13 protein-coding genes and 1 pseudogene are annotated in these 16,157 nt (G+C 69.5%); 9 read left to right on the top strand and 5 right to left on the bottom strand.

The annotated features are described in order from the left end of the window. Positions 1-70: 70 nt before the first annotated feature. Positions 71-1,375 (top strand): NAD(P)/FAD-dependent oxidoreductase, encoded by a 1,305-nt coding sequence (locus ACU6WZ_RS21985; protein ID WP_447029856.1) that lies wholly within the window; start codon positions 71-73, stop codon positions 1,373-1,375. 6 nt (positions 1,376-1,381) lie between these two features. Here the strand turns inward: ACU6WZ_RS21985 and ACU6WZ_RS21980 are convergent, their stop codons facing one another. Further along, a complete protein-coding gene (locus ACU6WZ_RS21980; RefSeq protein WP_447029855.1) occupies positions 1,382-2,824 on the bottom strand; it encodes an NsdA family TPR-like regulatory protein in 1,443 nt (480 codons plus the stop codon). Positions 2,825-3,056: 232 nt separating this feature from the next. Between ACU6WZ_RS21980 and lipB the strand changes: the two genes are divergently transcribed. The 4 genes from lipB (at position 3,057) to ACU6WZ_RS21960 (ending at position 6,139) form a co-directional block, all read left to right on the top strand. Next, on the top strand, positions 3,057-3,860 hold the full coding sequence (gene lipB / locus ACU6WZ_RS21975; protein WP_447029854.1) for a lipoyl(octanoyl) transferase LipB: 804 nt from the start codon (positions 3,057-3,059) through the stop codon (positions 3,858-3,860). Between the two features lie 111 nt (positions 3,861-3,971). Then, on the top strand, positions 3,972-4,937 hold the full coding sequence (lipA, locus tag ACU6WZ_RS21970; protein WP_447029853.1) for a lipoyl synthase: 966 nt from the start codon (positions 3,972-3,974) through the stop codon (positions 4,935-4,937). A 256-nt stretch (positions 4,938-5,193) separates the two neighbouring features. Next, positions 5,194-5,430: an SCO2195 family GlnR-regulated protein gene (locus ACU6WZ_RS21965; protein WP_447029851.1), complete on the top strand. Its 237-nt coding sequence runs from the start codon at positions 5,194-5,196 to the stop codon at positions 5,428-5,430. 10 nt (positions 5,431-5,440) lie between these two features. Next, positions 5,441-6,139, top strand: coding sequence for a DUF4191 domain-containing protein (locus ACU6WZ_RS21960; RefSeq protein WP_447029850.1), 699 nt, complete (start codon positions 5,441-5,443; stop codon positions 6,137-6,139). Between the two features lie 119 nt (positions 6,140-6,258). Here ACU6WZ_RS21960 and ACU6WZ_RS21955 read toward each other — a convergent pair whose 3' ends face one another. Then, entirely contained in the window at positions 6,259-6,726 is a 468-nt protein-coding gene (locus ACU6WZ_RS21955) for an RDD family protein (protein WP_447029848.1), read from the bottom strand. A 198-nt stretch (positions 6,727-6,924) separates the two neighbouring features. On the opposite strand from ACU6WZ_RS21955, the gene glnA reads away from it, so the two are divergent. After that, positions 6,925-8,334, top strand: a complete 1,410-nt coding sequence (glnA, locus tag ACU6WZ_RS21950; RefSeq protein ID WP_447029846.1) for a type I glutamate--ammonia ligase — start codon at positions 6,925-6,927, stop codon at positions 8,332-8,334. 702 nt (positions 8,335-9,036) lie between these two features. On the opposite strand, the gene ACU6WZ_RS21945 is transcribed toward glnA, so the two are convergent. Together ACU6WZ_RS21945 and ACU6WZ_RS21940 are read right to left on the bottom strand one after the other, a co-directional pair. Beyond that, complete coding sequence (locus tag ACU6WZ_RS21945) at positions 9,037-9,360, bottom strand: integrase core domain-containing protein (RefSeq protein WP_447029845.1); 324 nt, start codon at positions 9,358-9,360, stop codon at positions 9,037-9,039. Further along, positions 9,341-10,735 carry an IS30 family transposase gene (locus ACU6WZ_RS21940; protein WP_447029501.1) on the bottom strand — a complete coding sequence of 465 codons (1,395 nt, stop codon included), beginning with the start codon at positions 10,733-10,735 and terminating at the stop codon, positions 9,341-9,343. The genes ACU6WZ_RS21945 and ACU6WZ_RS21940 overlap by 20 nt, the downstream gene beginning before the upstream one ends. A gap of 83 nt (positions 10,736-10,818) precedes the next feature. Here ACU6WZ_RS21940 and ACU6WZ_RS21935 point away from each other — a divergent pair, with 83 nt between their 5' ends. From ACU6WZ_RS21935 to ACU6WZ_RS21925, 3 genes are all read left to right on the top strand, one after another. Then, positions 10,819-12,090, top strand: coding sequence for an IS256 family transposase (locus ACU6WZ_RS21935; protein ID WP_447034019.1), 1,272 nt, complete (start codon positions 10,819-10,821; stop codon positions 12,088-12,090). A gap of 23 nt (positions 12,091-12,113) precedes the next feature. Beyond that, positions 12,114-12,926 carry a pyridoxal-phosphate dependent enzyme gene (locus ACU6WZ_RS21930; protein WP_447029844.1) on the top strand — a complete coding sequence of 271 codons (813 nt, stop codon included), beginning with the start codon at positions 12,114-12,116 and terminating at the stop codon, positions 12,924-12,926. A 361-nt stretch (positions 12,927-13,287) separates the two neighbouring features. Then, on the top strand, positions 13,288-14,877 hold the full coding sequence (locus ACU6WZ_RS21925) for an NUDIX hydrolase (RefSeq protein WP_447029843.1): 1,590 nt from the start codon (positions 13,288-13,290) through the stop codon (positions 14,875-14,877). A 19-nt stretch (positions 14,878-14,896) separates the two neighbouring features. Here ACU6WZ_RS21925 and ACU6WZ_RS21920 read toward each other — a convergent pair. Further along, a pseudogene (locus ACU6WZ_RS21920) lies at positions 14,897-15,888 on the bottom strand (IS5 family transposase). Positions 15,889-16,157 lie beyond the last annotated feature (269 nt).

The following is a 16,157-nucleotide window of genomic DNA, read 5'->3' as shown; positions in this document are numbered from 1 at the left end:
CGTGCATTCAGCGGCCTTGTTGAGGGCATGAGCCCCCCACATCAGCCGCGTCGACCTCGGGGAGGGGCACGTGCTCACCAGCGCACACCACGCGGACGTCGTCATCGTGGGAGCCGGCGCGGCCGGGCTTTCCGCCGCCCATCAGCTGACCAGTGCCGGGGTAACAGTCACCGTCCTGGAGGCGGCCCCTTACGTCGGCGGGCGGATGGCCACCGAGGAGGTCGACGGGTTCCGGCTCGACCGCGCCGGCCAGGTGCTCAGCACCGCCTATCCGGAGCTGCGGCGCACGCCGGGGCTCGCGGGGCTGGCCCTGCGTACCTTCTCGCCCGGCGTACTCGTGCACAGCGAGGGCCGGCGCTATCGTGCGGGCGAGGCGGGGAGCGCGCGGGGCGCACTCAGTGCCGCACGCGCCCGGGCGAGCGCCCCCCGTCCCCCGTTCAGCGGCGCACTCGACCAGGCCCGCCTCGGCGCGGCGCTCCGGCGGTTCGCGGCCACCCCGGTGGACCGCCTGGCAGCCCGTCCCGAACGGCGCGCCGCCGACGCCCTGTCCGGGCGCGGACTGCCCTCCCGTACGGTCGACGGCTTTCTGCGCCCGCTGCTCTCCGCCCTGCTCTGCGACCCCGGCCTGTCCACCTCCAGCCGGTGCGCCGACCTCGCCCTGCGCGGCTTCGCACGCGGCCGGCTGTGCGTACCCGCGGGCGGGGCGTCGGCGCTGCCCGAGCGGCTGGCCGCGACCCTGCCGCCCGGAACGGTGCGTACGGGCGTCACCGTGACCGCGGCGTCGACCACCTCCGTCACCACCGAGGAGCACGGCGAAATCGGCTGCCGCGCCCTCCTGCTGGCCACCGGCGCCCGCGCCGCCGCCGGTCTGCTGCCCGGACTGCGGGTGCCGTCCTTCCACCCGGTCACCGTCCTGCACCACACCGCGCCCACCGCCCCGCTCACCGACCCGTCGTTGCTGCTCGACGCCGACCGTGGCGGTCCCGTGTCGCACACGGCCGTGCTCAGCGAGGTGGACGCCTCGCGGGCGCCGCGCGGGCGGGCGCTGATCTCCTCGACGGTGCTGGGCACTCCCCCGGCCGGCCCCGACCGTCCGGTACGCGCCCACCTCGCCAGGCTCTACGGCGTACCCACCGACGACTGGGAGCTGCTCGCGGTGCACCACGACCCGGAGGCCGTGCCCGCCATGCCGGCGCCGCACGACCTGCGCCGCCCGGTGCGGATACTCGCCGGTCTCTACGTGTGCGGCGACCACCGGGAGACGAGCACGGTGCAGGGCGCCCTGCACTCGGGGCGCCGGGCCGCGCGGGAGATCCTCCGCGACTTCGGCATCCAGCCGGGGTACGCGGCCGAGGAGCTGCGCGCAGCAGCGTGAGCGCCCTCACCCCAACGCGGCCACCCGGTCCCGGTAGCCCCGGACCGGCGCCGCGTCCCGGTACGGCTCCAGCCGCTTCTCGAAGTCCCGTACGTACTCCAGCGCCCGCACCGACCGCATCTCCGCCGCCTGCTGCGCCGACTCCGCGCCCAGCGCGCACGCCTGGTCCAGCTCGCCGAGCCCCAGACGTGCCGACGCCAGTACGACCCGGCAGAACAGCCGGCTGCGCGCGTACCCCGGCGCCCGCAGCTGCAAGGAGCGCTCGGCGTGCTGCGCGGCCGCTCGGTACTGCTGGAGGTCCCGGTGGCAGTGCCCGAACTCGTCCGCCAGCTGCGCCTCGTCGAAGAACCGCGCCCAGTGCGGTACGTCGCCCCCGGGCCGCGCCGCCTCCGCCGCCCGTTCGGCCCGTACCAGCGAGGCCGTGCACGCCCGGACCTCCCCGAGCACCGCGTGCCCACGCGCCTCCACGGAGTGCAGCAGTGCCTGCACGACGGCGGGCGCCGCGCTGCCGACGCCCTGCTGCGCGACGCGCGCCAGCTGCACCGCCTCGCGTCCGTGCCCCAGGTAGACCGCCTGCCGGCTCATGGTGACCAGCACGTACGAGCCGTACGGCCGGTCGCCCGCCGCCTGCGCGAGGCGCAGCGCCTGCACGAAGTACCGCTGGGCGAGCCCGTGCGCGGCGATGTCGTACGACGTCCAGCCCGCCAGCCGGGTCAGGTCGGCGGCCGCCGCGAACAGCCGGCGCCCCGTGGTCTCGCCGTAGGTCCCGCGCAGCATGGGTTCCACCTCGTGCTCCAGGTAGCGCACCAGGGCCTGCCGGGCGTGCCCGCCGCCGTAGGCGTGGTCCAGCGTCCGGAACAGGTCGGCGACCGAGCGCAGCGCCGCGATGTCGCCCATACCGACGCGCTGGCCGGGGCCGCGGTCGGTGTGCCGCGGCCGGTGCGGGGCGGCGCGGCCCTGGACGGGGACCCGTAAGACAGCCGGCTGCGGGTCACCGCGGGCCACCCGGTCGTCGGCGCGCCCGATCAGCCAGTCCCGGCTCGGGACGACGAGGCCGGCCGGGGTGAACGCGATCTTGCGCAGTTCGGCGGGGCTGCCGGAGTCCTTGCGCCACAGCCCGCTCACGATGTCGACGGCCTCCTCGGGGGTGGCGGCGAACTCCAGCCCCGCGTAGACGGGCGCGCAGGCGTCGAGGCCGAGGTCCTGGGCGGTCAGGCGCCGCCCGAGCCGGCGGGTGAACACCTCGGCGATCAGGGCGGGCGTGGTGCCGCGCGGCTGCTGGCCGCGCAGCCACCGGGTCACGGAGGTCTTGTCGTACCGCAGATCGAGGCCGTGCTCCAGGCCGAGCTGGTCCACTCTCCGGGCGAGGCCTGCGTTGGAGAATCCCGCTTCCGCGATGAGCGCGGCGAGCTGGCGGTTGGGGGTGCGCTGCGGAGGTCGATCCGTCATCAGCTGTGCGGTCTCCTGCCTTCCGGGCTCCGGGAGCAGCCCTCATGGAACGGCGCGAATTTAGCGGCACGAGCCGTCCGTATCGGCATCTTCGACCCGTATTCATCCGATCGTGTGAGGATTTGTGAGGACGCTGACGAAAACAACCTGCCGGGCGGGGGCGATCGGCGCGGCCGTACAGTGGCGGATGGCGCGCAAACGTGCAGGGTGTCGGTTCTAGGGAGGCGTTGCCGTGAGTGAGCTGCGGTTTGTCCGGCTGGGTTTCGGCGAGGAAGCCGTCGAGTACCAGGCGGCCTGGCAGCGGCAGCGCGAGGTGCATGCCGCTCGTTTCGCGGACGAGATCCCGGACACCTGCCTGCTCCTGGAGCACCCGCCCGTCTACACCGCGGGCCGGCGTACGGCGCAGAGCGAGCGCCCGCTGGACGGCACTCCGGTAGTGGACGTGGACCGGGGCGGCAAGATCACCTGGCACGGCCCCGGCCAGCTCGTCGGCTACCCGATCATGAAGCTGCCGCGCCCCGTCGATGTCGTGGCGCACGTACGCCGTCTGGAAGACGCACTGATCCTCACCTGCGCGGAGTTCGGTGTGGCCACCAGCCGGGTCGAGGGCCGCAGCGGTGTCTGGGTGCTGGGTGACCCGGTCGAGCGGCGCCCGCAGCTCGGCGGCCTCGCCCTGGACTTCGACCCGCGGCTTCAGGACGAGGAGTTCGACCCGCGGATGAACGGTCCCGAGTACGCCCCGTCCAACGCCGGCCAGCGCCGCGAGGACCGCAAACTCGCCGCCATCGGCATCCGGGTCGCCAAGGGCGTCACCATGCACGGCTTCGCGCTGAACGTGAATCCGGACAACACGTGGTTCGACCGGATCGTGCCGTGCGGCATCCGGGACGCGGGCGTCGCCTCGCTCGCCGGCGAGCTCGGCCGGGAGGTCACCGTCGACGAGGTGCTGCCCATCGTGGAGAAGCACCTGCGGGACGTACTGGAGAACGCCGAACCGGCGCCCCGCCTGGTGGAGCGCGCTGCTGCCCAGGCCTGAGGGGCTGGGGAATGCGGGCCTCTGGCCATGGGTTGGCCAGACGTAATCGCCGCACAAATATCGGGCGTACCCTGGTGTTCGCCGAAGAATCGAAGTCGTAGGGAGCCGGTCGTGTCCGCAGTCGCACCCGACGGACGCAAGATGCTGCGCCTTGAGGTCCGGAACAGTCAGACCCCGATCGAGCGCAAGCCCGAGTGGATCAAGACCCGGGCGAAGATGGGCCCCGAGTACACCAAGATGCAGGCCCTGGTGAAGGGCGAAGGACTGCACACGGTGTGCCAGGAAGCCGGCTGTCCGAACATCTACGAATGCTGGGAAGACCGCGAGGCCACCTTCCTCATCGGTGGAGACCAGTGCACCCGGCGCTGCGACTTCTGCCAGATCGACACGGGCAAGCCCGCCGCGCTCGACGTGGACGAGCCGCGCCGCGTGGGCGAGTCCGTGGTCACGATGGACCTGAACTACGCCACCATCACCGGCGTCGCCCGCGACGACCTGGAGGACGGTGGCGCCTGGCTGTACGCGGAGACCGTGCGCCAGATCCACGCGATGACCGCGGACCGCGCGGACGGGCGTACCAAGGTCGAGCTGCTGATTCCGGACTTCAACGCCGTACCCGAGCAGCTGGCCGAGGTCTTCTCCTCCCGCCCCGAGGTGCTCGCGCACAACGTCGAGACGGTGCCGCGCATCTTCAAGCGCATCCGCCCCGGCTTCCGCTACGAGCGCTCCCTCGAAGTCATCACGCGCGCCCGTGAGGCCGGTCTGGTGACCAAGTCGAACCTCATCCTGGGCATGGGCGAGGAGCGCGAAGAGGTCAGCCAGGCGCTCCAGGATCTGTACGACGCGGGTTGCGAGCTCATCACGATCACGCAGTACCTGCGCCCCTCCCCGCGCCACCACCCCGTCGAGCGCTGGGTGAAGCCGCACGAGTTCGTGGAGCTGAAGGAGGAGGCCGACGAGATCGGCTACTCCGGTGTGATGTCCGGACCGCTGGTCCGTTCCTCGTACCGCGCGGGCCGGCTGTTCGGCCAGGCGATGGAGCGGCGCGGCGAACTTGCGGCACAGCGGAGCGTGTGAGTCCGGGCACAGGTGACCACGGGCCCCCAGTGGCACCGACGGCACGGTCCGTACGCCCCCGCAGGTGGGGGACGCGTACGGGCCGTGCCGACGTTTTTCGGCCTGTTGGGCGTACGCGTCAAGGGTTCATAGCTGTTTGACCGGCCGGTCATGCGCTGGTAACACCAATCAGTGACCCTAGGTTTACGCACAGCTGCACTCCGGCACGTGCCCCCCCCTCGCCCGCCGCGCCACCGCCCCAGGAGGGACCCACACCATGCAGGCCGCGACGCCCGTCGACGCAGGAATGCCGCCCGTCACCCGCGCCACAGCGATCCCGTCCGTCACGGACGCGCTGCGGGCCGTCGAGTCCGTCCTGATGCGCGGCGGACAGCGCACCGCGCGGCGCAACGCCTGGACGTCGGTGCTCGAAGACCGGCGCAGGGCCAAGGACCGGGTCGAGGCTCAGCACGTGCTGGAGGGCGTGGCCACCCGTGCTTCGGAGGCAACGTAAACTTCCCAGCATGGCGAGGAAGGAACGCGCAGAGAACGCGGACACTGCGAACCCCGGGCGACTCAAGCAGATTGCCCTGACCTACAAGATGACCCGGCGGGCCGACTCCAAGATCGGTCTCGTTCTCGCGGGTGTGGGAATCGTCACCTTCGGTGTCTTCCTCGCGATCGGCTTCTTGATCGATCACCCGGTCTACCTGGGCATTCTGGGCGTCCTGCTGGCCTTCCTCGCGATGGCGATCGTCTTCGGACGCCGCGCCGAGCGGGCTGCCTTCGGGCAGATGGAAGGACAGCCGGGCGCGGCGGCCTCGGTTCTGCAGAACGTCGGGCGCGGCTGGTCCACGACCCCCGCGGTGGCGATGAACCGCAACCAGGACGTGGTGCACCGGGCCGTCGGCAAGGCCGGCATCGTGCTGGTGGCCGAGGGCAACCCGAACCGGCTCAAGGGCCTGCTGGCCGCCGAGAAGCGCAAGATGGCGCGCATCGTCGTGGACGTACCCGTCCACGACCTGATCGTCGGCAACGACGAGGGTCAGGTGCCGCTGAAGAAGCTGCGCACCACGATGCTCAAGCTGCCCCGCGTCCTCACCGGCCCCCAGGTCACGTCGGCCAACGACCGACTGCGCGCGATGGGCGACCTGATGTCGAACATGCCGCTGCCGAAGGGGCCCGTACCCGGGCGCGGCATGCGGGGTCAGCGACCGCGCTAGTACCCGAGTGGTCCATACGTCGAAGGGCGGTCCGGAACCGAGAGGTTCCGGACCGCCCTTCTCTCGTACGCGGCTCAGGTACGCGGCTCTCGTACGCGGCTCTCGTACGCGACCAGGGTTCAGATCCTGACCTGGACGGCGCGGGCGAGGCGGTCGTGCAGGCCGCGGCCGTCGCGGTCCCAGACCAGGGCCGGGATGGCGAGGCACAGGAGCACGCTGCGGACGAGCACCCGCAGGACGCCGAGGCGGCCGCCGTCCTCGGCGATGACGCGCAGGCCGAAGAGGCGCTTGCCGGGAGTGGAGCCGACCGTGCTGACGGTGAGCACGCTCAGTACGAGCAGCACGCCGAGCGCCCAGTTGCCCGAGGCCTGCCCGTCACCACCTGTGAGCAGCCCGTATGCGATGAGCATGCACAGGGTCCAGTCGAAGAAGAGGGCGCCGAAGCGCCGGCCGAGCGGGGCGACGGCCCCGGGCCCGTGCTCCGGGAGTCCGAGCCGCTCACCCCGGTACCCGGTGACGGCACCCATCTCCTTGGCTGCTTCGCCCGGCCCGGAGAGCCACGATCCGATTGCTTGCCTGTTGTCCACCCGTACAAGGTACTGCGACCGCTTTCGTACCCTGGAGGTCGGGCCCCTCCGGAGCCGGTCCGGTTAACTTGTGCGAAACAAATGGGTCATGCTTGAGAAATCCGGTCTGCCTATGGTCGGGTCCAGCGTGTGCCACCGCACTGGCCGCACGGAGAGCTACAACCCCGCCCCCTCCCGGGTGGGAGTAGGAGGAGTTGGATGTTCCAGAACGCCGACGACGCGAAGAAGTTCATCGCCGACGAAGACGTCAAGTTCGTCGACGTCCGGTTCTGCGACCTGCCGGGAGTGATGCAGCACTTCACGATCCCGGCCGCGGCGTTCGACCCGGACGAGGAGCTGGCCTTCGACGGCTCGTCGATCCGTGGCTTCCAGGCCATCCACGAGTCCGACATGGCGCTCCGCGCGGACCTGTCGACGGCGCGCATCGACGCGTTCCGCAAGGACAAGACGGTCAACATCAACTTCTTCATCCACGACCCGATCACGGGCGAGCAGTACAGCCGTGACCCGCGGAACGTGGCCAAGAAGGCGGAGGCGTACCTCGCGTCGACCGGCATCGCCGACACGGCGTACTTCGGTCCCGAGGCGGAGTTCTACGTATTCGACAACGTGCGCTTCCAGACCTCCGCGAACGAGTCCTTCTACCACATCGACTCCGAGGCCGGCGCCTGGAACACCGGTGCGGTCGAGAACAACCGCGGCTACAAGGTCCGCTACAAGGGCGGCTACTTCCCCACGCCGCCGGTCGACCACTTCGCCGACCTGCGTGCCGAGATCTCCCTGGAGCTGGACAAGAACGGCCTCCAGGTCGAGCGCCAGCACCACGAGGTCGGCACGGCCGGCCAGGCCGAGATCAACTACAAGTTCAACACGCTGCTCGCCGCGGCCGACGACCTGATGCTCTTCAAGTACGTCGTGAAGAACGTCGCCTGGCGCAACGGCAAGACCGCGACCTTCATGCCGAAGCCGATCTTCGGTGACAACGGCTCGGGCATGCACGTCCACCAGTCCCTGTGGTCCGGCGGCAACCCGCTGTTCTACGACGAGCAGGGCTACGCGGGCCTGTCGGACATGGCTCGCTACTACATCGGCGGCATCCTCAAGCACGCCCCGTCGCTGCTGGCCTTCACCAACCCGACGGTGAACTCCTACCACCGCCTGGTCCCCGGCTTCGAGGCCCCGGTCAACATGGTCTACTCCCAGCGCAACCGCTCGGCGGCCATGCGTATCCCGATCACGGGCTCGAACCCGAAGGCCAAGCGCGTCGAGTTCCGCGCCCCGGACCCGTCCTCGAACCCGTACCTCGCGTTCTCGGCGCTGCTGATGGCGGGCCTGGACGGCGTCAAGAACAAGATCGAGCCGGCCGAGCCGATCGACAAGGACCTCTACGAGCTGGCTCCCGAGGAGCACGCCAACGTCCAGCAGGTCCCGACCTCGCTTCCGGCCGTCCTCGACGCCCTTGAGGCGGACCACGAGTACCTCCTGGCCGGCGGCGTCTTCACGCCGGACCTGATCGAGACGTGGATCGACTACAAGCGCACGAACGAGATCGCCCCGATCCAGCTCCGCCCGCACCCGCACGAGTTCGAGCTGTATTTCGACATCTAAACCGCCGCCAATTCTCTGACTAGATGCCAGAAACTCTGCGAGGGCCGCTATCCCATAGTCGGGGTAGCGGCCCTCGCTGGCTCGTCCAGGCTGGTCAAGGAGCCCCGGCCGGCCGGCACGGGCGAGCGGACGAACCGGGGCGGTCCTGAGAGTTCAGCGCCTGTCGGATCGCGGCGCTTGGGGCTTGCGGCGCTACCCTGCGAGCCGAGCGAGAACGAGGAGTCGGGCCGCGGATTGCTCCTCGTCGCAAGCCTGGCGGATCGCTGGGGAGTGGACCGTCGCCCCTGGGGAAAGATCGGTACCGGGTCGGCGGTCGACCTGTCGGATACCGCAACTCGAACACGACCTGGCGCGACAAGGATGATGCCGACACGAAACGAGTGACACCGGCCATGCGCCATGGCGTTGGTCACCAGGTCAGAGACGATGACGGTTGCTGCCCCGTCAAGGCGGTCGAGGCCCCAGGTGTTAAGGACGGCTGTGATCAGCCGACGTGCACGGCTTGCGGACCTCTCCTCGCACGGCAGCGTCTCGCTGTAGCCAGGGGAACCGATGGCGTTGGGCCTGGTCACGATCATGGTCACGAGGTCTTCCCTCCGGGGGCGGGCCGCCCGCTCCGCAGTGTGGTCTGCGGAGCGGGCTCTCCTCCATGTCGCCGAGGGTGGGGGAATCTGTCAATCCCCTCGAACTGTGGAGTCCTTCCTATGCAGCCAGCCTCATGGTGAGGCCGGCCCAGTACTCGTTCTCGTAGTCGATCGGGCTCCGGTACCCGCACACGCTGTGTAGTCGGCGGGTGTTGTAGAAGTCGGTGATCCAGGTGGCGATCCTGATCCGGGCCCCGGTGCGGGTGCGGAACGTGTGGCGGTGGACGCACTCGACCTTGAGGACACTGTTGAACGCCTCGCTGACGGCGTTGTCGAAGCACGAGCCGACCCGGCCCATGGACCGTGTCACTCCCAGTCGGCGGCAGGCGTGGGCGAACTTCCGCGAGGCGTACTCCTTGGGTTCAAGGAGTCGTCGCAACACTTCCGCTTTGTGTCGATAGTAGGTGACTGTCGAGAGTCTCGGCTGGGGTCCTCCAGCCAAGGGTCTTGCGAGGTCTGCTGTTAAGGGCGGCGGCGACGGCGGCGAGGTCTTCGCGGGTGTGCCTGCTGAGGTCGGTGCCCTTCGGGAAGTACTGCCGTAGCAGGCCGTTGGTATTCTCATTGGTTCCGCGCTGCCAGGGGCTGTGCGGGTCGGCGAAGTAGATCTCCAGACCTGTGTCGATGCGGAGCAGGGCGTGCTGCGCCAGTTCCGAACCCTGGTCCCAGGTAAGGGACTTGCGGAGCTGGGAGGGAAGGTCGACGATCACTTCCGCGAGGGCTGCACGTACGGCCTCGGCTCCGTGACCGGCAAGCGCGGGGCCGTTCTTGGTCCGTGGGCCGCCGTGGCCGGGCATCGGCGGCAGGTGCAACAGCATCGTGAACCTGCTGCTGCGTTCCACCAGGGTGCCGATCGCGGAGCTGTTCAGGCCGATGATGAGGTCGCCCTCCCAGTGACCGGGGACCGCCCGGTCCTCCACCTCAGCCGGCCGCTGACTGATCAGCACCTCCTCGGTGACGAATTTCTTCCCCCGGCCAGCGGTGCGGGCCCGGGGCACTCGTAGGGCTCGGCCGGTACGCAGGCAGGCGACGAGTTCACGCTTCAGCCCGCCGCGGCCCTGGACGTAGAGCGCCTGGTAGACCGCCTCGTGCGAGATACGCATGGACTCATCATCGGGGAAGTCGACCCTCAGCCGGTTGGATATCTGCTGTGGGCTCCACGATGTGGCCCAACGGCGGTCCTGACGCCTCGGCTTGTTCCGTCCCTTCCACCGCGATACCGCGGGCCCCGGCGCAGGTGCACCGTCCTGGTAGCGGATCTCTCCGGCCAGGCGGTCCTGGACGTACTCGTGCAGCCGCTCGTTGCCGGCCAGCTTGGACAGTTTCGGCCGCTGCGCGGCCAGTTCGGCCTTCCACTGCGCGATCGACGCCCGGTAGGCGAGCTGTCCATTGCGGGTGGCGGCGTTGCGCCGCAGTTCCCGCGAAATCGTCGAAGGGGTCCTGCCCAGCCTGCGGGCGATCTCCCGGACCCCGGCGTCCTGAGCCTTCAGCAGAGCGATCTCTTCACGCTCTTCGAAGGAGAGATACCTGCCCGACACCGGGCCAATCTGGATCGACGGCATCCCGCCACGTTCCCGGAACCACCGAGTTCCCACGGGCCCCGACACGCCGCACGCGATCGCCGCATCCTCACTGGTCAGCCCCTCAGCAATCTTCTTCCAGAAGACACGCTCCACATCCCGACGAATCGGCGGTCTGCCCGGCGATCGCATCGCCGGGCGCCCTGTTACCGCCGTCGTCCACCCAGTCGGCCGTCCCATCGGACACCTCGGGTCTGTACGGTCTCCGGTGTAATTGATGATCAAGGAAGAGACATCAAGTGACTGACACCGTGACCGAGTGTGTGGCCGCCGGCGACCAGGCGGAGCCGTCGTTGGAGACCCCGACGGTCGAGCAGAAGCTCATTGACCAGCTCGTCGAGCAGGCCCGGAGCAAGGGGCTGCGGCTGACTGGCGAGGGCGGGCTGCTGCAGCAGTTGACCAAGACGGTTCTGGAGTCCGCCCTGGAGGGCGAGATCACCGACCATCTCGGCTACGACAAGCACGACCCGGCGGGCAAGGACGGTGGCAACAGCCGCAATGGCACCCGTTCCAAGACCGTGCTGACCGACATCGGCCCGGTCGAGATCGACGTTCCCCGCGACCGCGAGGGGTCCTTCGAGCCGGCCATCGTCAAGAAGCGGCAGCGCCGGCTGACCGGCGTCGACGAGATGGTGCTCTCGCTGTCCGCGAAGGGCCTCACACACGGGGAGATCTCCGCGCACCTGGCCGAGGTCTACGGCGCCAACGTGTCCAAGACGACCATCACCACGATCACCGACAAGGTGATGGACGGCATGGCGGAATGGCAGAACAGGCCGCTTGACCGCGTCTACCCCGTCGTCTTCATTGACGCTATCAACGTGAAGATTCGCGATGGCCAAGTAGCGAACAGGCCGATCTACGTGGCTCTGGCGGTCACTGCCGAAGGGCACCGGGACATCCTCGGGCTGTGGGCCGGCGACGGCGGCGAAGGCGCGAAACACTGGCTGCGGGTGCTGTCGGAACTGAAGAACAGAGGCGTCGAAGACGTCCTCATGCTGGTCTGCGACGGACTGAAGGGGCTGCCCAACGCGGTCGGCGAAGTCTGGCCCCGTACCGTTGTGCAAACGTGTGTGGTTCACCTCTTGCGGGCGTCGTTCAGGTACGCGGCCCGCCAGGACTGGGACAAAATCGCGAAGGCGTTGAAGCCGGTCTATACCGCGCCGAGCGAGGACGCGGCCACGACGCAGTTCCTGGAGTTCGCCGAGGTCTGGGGGAAGAAGTATCCGGCGATCGTCCGTCTCTGGGAGTCGAGTTGGGCAGAGTTCACGCCTTTCCTCCAGTTTGATGCGGAAATACGTCGCATTGTGTGCACGACCAACAGCATCGAGAGCGTCAACGCCCGCATCCGCAAGGCCGTCCGCTCCCGCGGGCACTTCCCCACGGAGCAGGCCGCCCTCAAATGCGTCTACATGGCCGTCATGAGCCTCGACCCCACCGGCGCCGGCCGCAAACGCTGGACTATGCGCTGGAAGGGTGCGATGAACGCCTTCGACATTGCCTTCGACGGCCGCCTCACTGCAGGTCAACTCTAGCCACACCAAACCCAGTTACACCTTTGACTGGACAGACCCCCTCCGGCGGCAACGCGGGGCTCGCCTGCGCGTGGGCCGCCCAGCAGCAGGGCGTCAGGGCCACCGTGTTCCTGCCCGAGACCGCGCCCCCGGTCAAGGTCGCCAAGCTGCGCGGGTACAGCGCGGACGTACGCCTAGTGGGCGCCGAGTACGCCGAGGCCCTCGCCGCGTGCGAAGACTTCGCGGGCGCGACCGGCGCGCTGGCCAGCCACGCCTACGACCACCCCCTGATCGCCGCAGGAGCAGGCACCCTGCTGGAGGAGATCCGCCAGCAGATCCCCGGCCTGGACACCGTGGTCGTCGCGGTCGGCGGCGGCGGCCTGTTCGCCGGAGTGGCCACCGCGGCCCAGCGCCACGGAGTACGCGTCGTCGCCGTGGAGCCCGAGAACTGCCGGGCACTGAACGCCGCCCTGGAAGCCGGCGAGCCCGTCGATGTCCCGGTCGACTCGATCGCCGCTGACTCCCTGGGAGCCCGCCGCACCTCACGGATGGCCCTGCACGCTGCTCAGCGGGACCGTGTGCACTCGGTCCTCGTGCAGGACAGCGACATCATCACGGCGCGCCAGTCTCTGTGGGACCACCGGCGTATCGCCGTCGAGCACGGAGCCGCGACCGGACTGGCAGCTCTGCTCGCGGAACCGGGGTACGACTCCCGGTGGAACGCCCTGCCGCAGCCCGCCGATCCCTTTGTGCCGAGCCGCAGCTACCGGCCCGGCAACGGGGAGAAGGTCGCCGTGATCCTCTGTGGCGCCAACACCGACCCCAGCAGCCTGACGAACCAGGATGAATTGGAGTAGATGCAACATGCTCCTGGGACCATGCCCGGGCGGTACGGGCAGCGGGGGCCTCGCTCCGCGGGGAATCCTCCGAACCCTCCGCTCCCATGCGTTGGCTCCTTCGGAGATCAAAGTACGGCGGGCCCGCACAGCGGTGAGCGCGACGACGAAGAGGCTCTTGCAGAGGAAGCCCTCGGGGAGCGGCGCGGTGACGGGAGCGAGTCGTTCACGCCGCCGCCTATCGAGGTCTGGCTCGCCCGTGCGTTGCCGTGTTCTCATCCGGCGGCGTGCTGGCCGTCGCTAGGTTCGACCCTTCGTCCCGATATCTGGCCAAGCACACCTGTGCCCGGCCAGGCGGCAGGGCTCATCTTGAGGAGAGAAAGTGCCGATCCCCGCAGCGCACATCCAGGCCGTGGTCACGGTCTACCTCGCCGCCCATCCCGAGGAACGGGCGGCACTGCAGCCGCTCCTGGACGGCCTTGACGCCGGCCGGGACATGGCCGCCCGGGAGACGTTCGACGGGCACGTCACGACGTCGGCCGTCATCGTCAACGACCACGACCAGGTCCTGCTGATCCATCACGTCGCCTCGAACGTGTGGATCCAGCCGGGCGGTCACTGCGAGCCCTCCGACCGGACGCTGATGGAGGCGGTGCTGCGGGAGGTCGCGGAGGAAACCTCCCTCGTCGCGCTGGAGCCGTTCGGCGGCATTGAGGCACCCATCCACATCGACGTCCACGAGCTGGAGGCGCGGCCGGAAAAGCGCGAGCCCCGGCATCGGCACTTCGATGTCCGGTTCGTCTTCCGGGCGCGCGGCGAGACGCCGGTGACGTTGCAGGTGGAGGAGGTGTCCGGGGCGCGCTGGCGCGGCCCCTCCGAGCTGGGGGACCCAGTACTGCGAGCCCGGGTCGGGGAACTGCTTGGGCGTCCGCGCGAGGACCGGCCAGCGGAGGAGGACCCGTACGGCACCGTCGTGGTGATCAGCGATGCCTCCGGGCGGGTCCTGATGCACCTGCGCGATGACCGGGTGGGCCTGTGGGCTCCGGGGACGTGGGCCCCGATGGGCGGGGGCGCAGAGCCGGAGGACGTCGACCCGCACGCCACCGCCGTCCGAGAGCTCCGCGAGGAGGTCGCCCTGACCGGCGTGGAGCTGCGGCCCATGTTCAAGGTCCTCTCCGACGGCTACCCCGTGCACGTCTTCCACGGCTGGTGGGACGGAGAGATCTCCGAACTCACCCTCGGGGAGGGCACCGACCTGGCATGGATCGAACCCGGTCAGTTCGCCGACCTGCCCATCCATCCGTCGATGCTCGCCGACACGATGCGGGTGCTGGAGCTGGTCACCCCGCGCCCGGCGCCGTACGGGTACGGGACCCTGGCCCTGATCCGCAACGCGGACGGCCACCTGCTCATGCACCTCCGGGGCGACGGCCCGGGGATCCGCTGGCCGTCCACGTGGAGCCCGAACGGCGGCAAGCCGGAAGCTGAGGACCAGGGCCCGTACGCAACGATCGCCCGCGAGGTGAAAGAGGAGATCGGCCTCAGCCTGCCGCTCACGCACGCCTTCACGCATACGGCCGCCAACGGACACCTGAGCTACGTGTTCGAGGGCCGCTGGGACGGAAACCCGGACACCCTGACCCTGACCGAGGGCGTCGCCCTGGGCTGGGTCGACCCCCGACACCCCGGCGCCCTGCCGATGAGCGACCTCATCCGCTACGTCACCGCCCGCGCGCTCGGCGACGACCTCGAGACCCAGGCCCGCATCGAGCGGATCGCCGAGTTCGTGGCCTCCGCGATGATCATCCACGACGGCCGCGTGCTCGTCGTGCGCCGGAACCCGGAGGACTTCCTCGGCGGTACCTGGGAAATCCCAGGGGGACGCATCACCGATGATGAACCGATCGTGGACGGACTGCTGCGCGAGACGCTGGAGGAGACCGGGCTCGCCATCACCCACGTGGAGCACTAGGGCGTGTATCGGGTCGTGATCATTGAGTGGTTCGCGTGAGGTGCTTGATCCAGATCATGGAGGCCCGCAGGTGGAGTCCGGCTTGGTAGCTTTCGGGGGTCTTGTCGTAGCGGGTGGCGATGCCGCGCCATGCCTTGAGTTGGTTGATCAGGCGCTCGACGGTGTTGCGCTCCTTGTACAGGTCGGTGTCGTGGGTGAGGGGCCGGCCGCCTTGGCGGCCCTTCTTCTTCCGGTTGGCGGTCTGGTCCTTCTTTTCCGGGATGACGGCCTTGATGTTTCGTCTGCGCAGGTAGGCGCGGTTGCCGCGGGAGGAGTACGCCTTGTCGCCGGCGACGGCGTCGGGTCGGGTGCGGGGGCGGCCTGCCGGGCCGCGGACCCGAAGCTTGTCCAGGACCGGGATGAACTGCGGGCTGTCGGCGGCCTGTCCCACGGTCAGGGTCAGCACGAGCGGTCGGCACTTGCGGTCGCAGGCGATGTGGACCTTGCTGGTCTGCCCGCCCCGCGAGCGCCCGAGGAGGGCGGCCTTCAGTCGGAGCCTGCGGCGCCGCCGGACGCGTCTTCGCTCGGCGCCGCCGTCGGCCCCGGGCCCGGTTTGTTCGTCTTCGGTGCCCCCTTTGACCGGGCCTTCTCCTCGTCGGCAGCTTCCTCCAGGGCGTCGAGCACGCCGGGGCCCAGACGCATACCGGCCGCGTCGTGGTGGGCCCGGGCCGTGGTGGAGTCCACGCTGACCAGGGAGAGGTCCACCTCGCCCCGCGCGGCCGCTTTCGCGATCAGCCCTTCCAGCAGGGCCTCGAAGACTCCGGCGTCCCGCCACTGCCGGAAGCGGTTGTGCACGGTGGACCACGCCCCGAAATCGGCAGGCATCTCACGCCACTGCGCTCCCGAGCGGAACTTCCAGATCACACCCTCGAACTGCTGCCGCAACCGGGCGGGAAACGGACCGTACTCGCCGATCGGCAGGTACGGCTCGACGTACTCCCACTCCTGGTCCGTCAGTTGCGCCCGTGTCATACACACCGGACTACCCGATCCGCCCGCCCCACGAGAGCGAAACCCACATATTGATCACGACCAGATACACGCCCTAGACCCAATACCAGTGACTTAAGAGTCCCGGACGGGTGGGACTTGGAGCGGTGGGTTGATCGGGGCGGTCTTGTAGTGCGGGGCGATGGCTACTGCGTCGGTTGGATCGAGGGTGGGCTGGGGCCAGAGCTGGTGCTTGGCGCGTTTGACGCCGAAGTTGGACATTTTGCGTTTGACGACGCGGGGATGGGACC

This window comes from Streptomyces hypolithicus (genome assembly GCF_052934925.1).
Note: the sequence above shows the minus strand (reverse complement) of the source record. Positions and strands in the feature narration are given on the sequence as shown.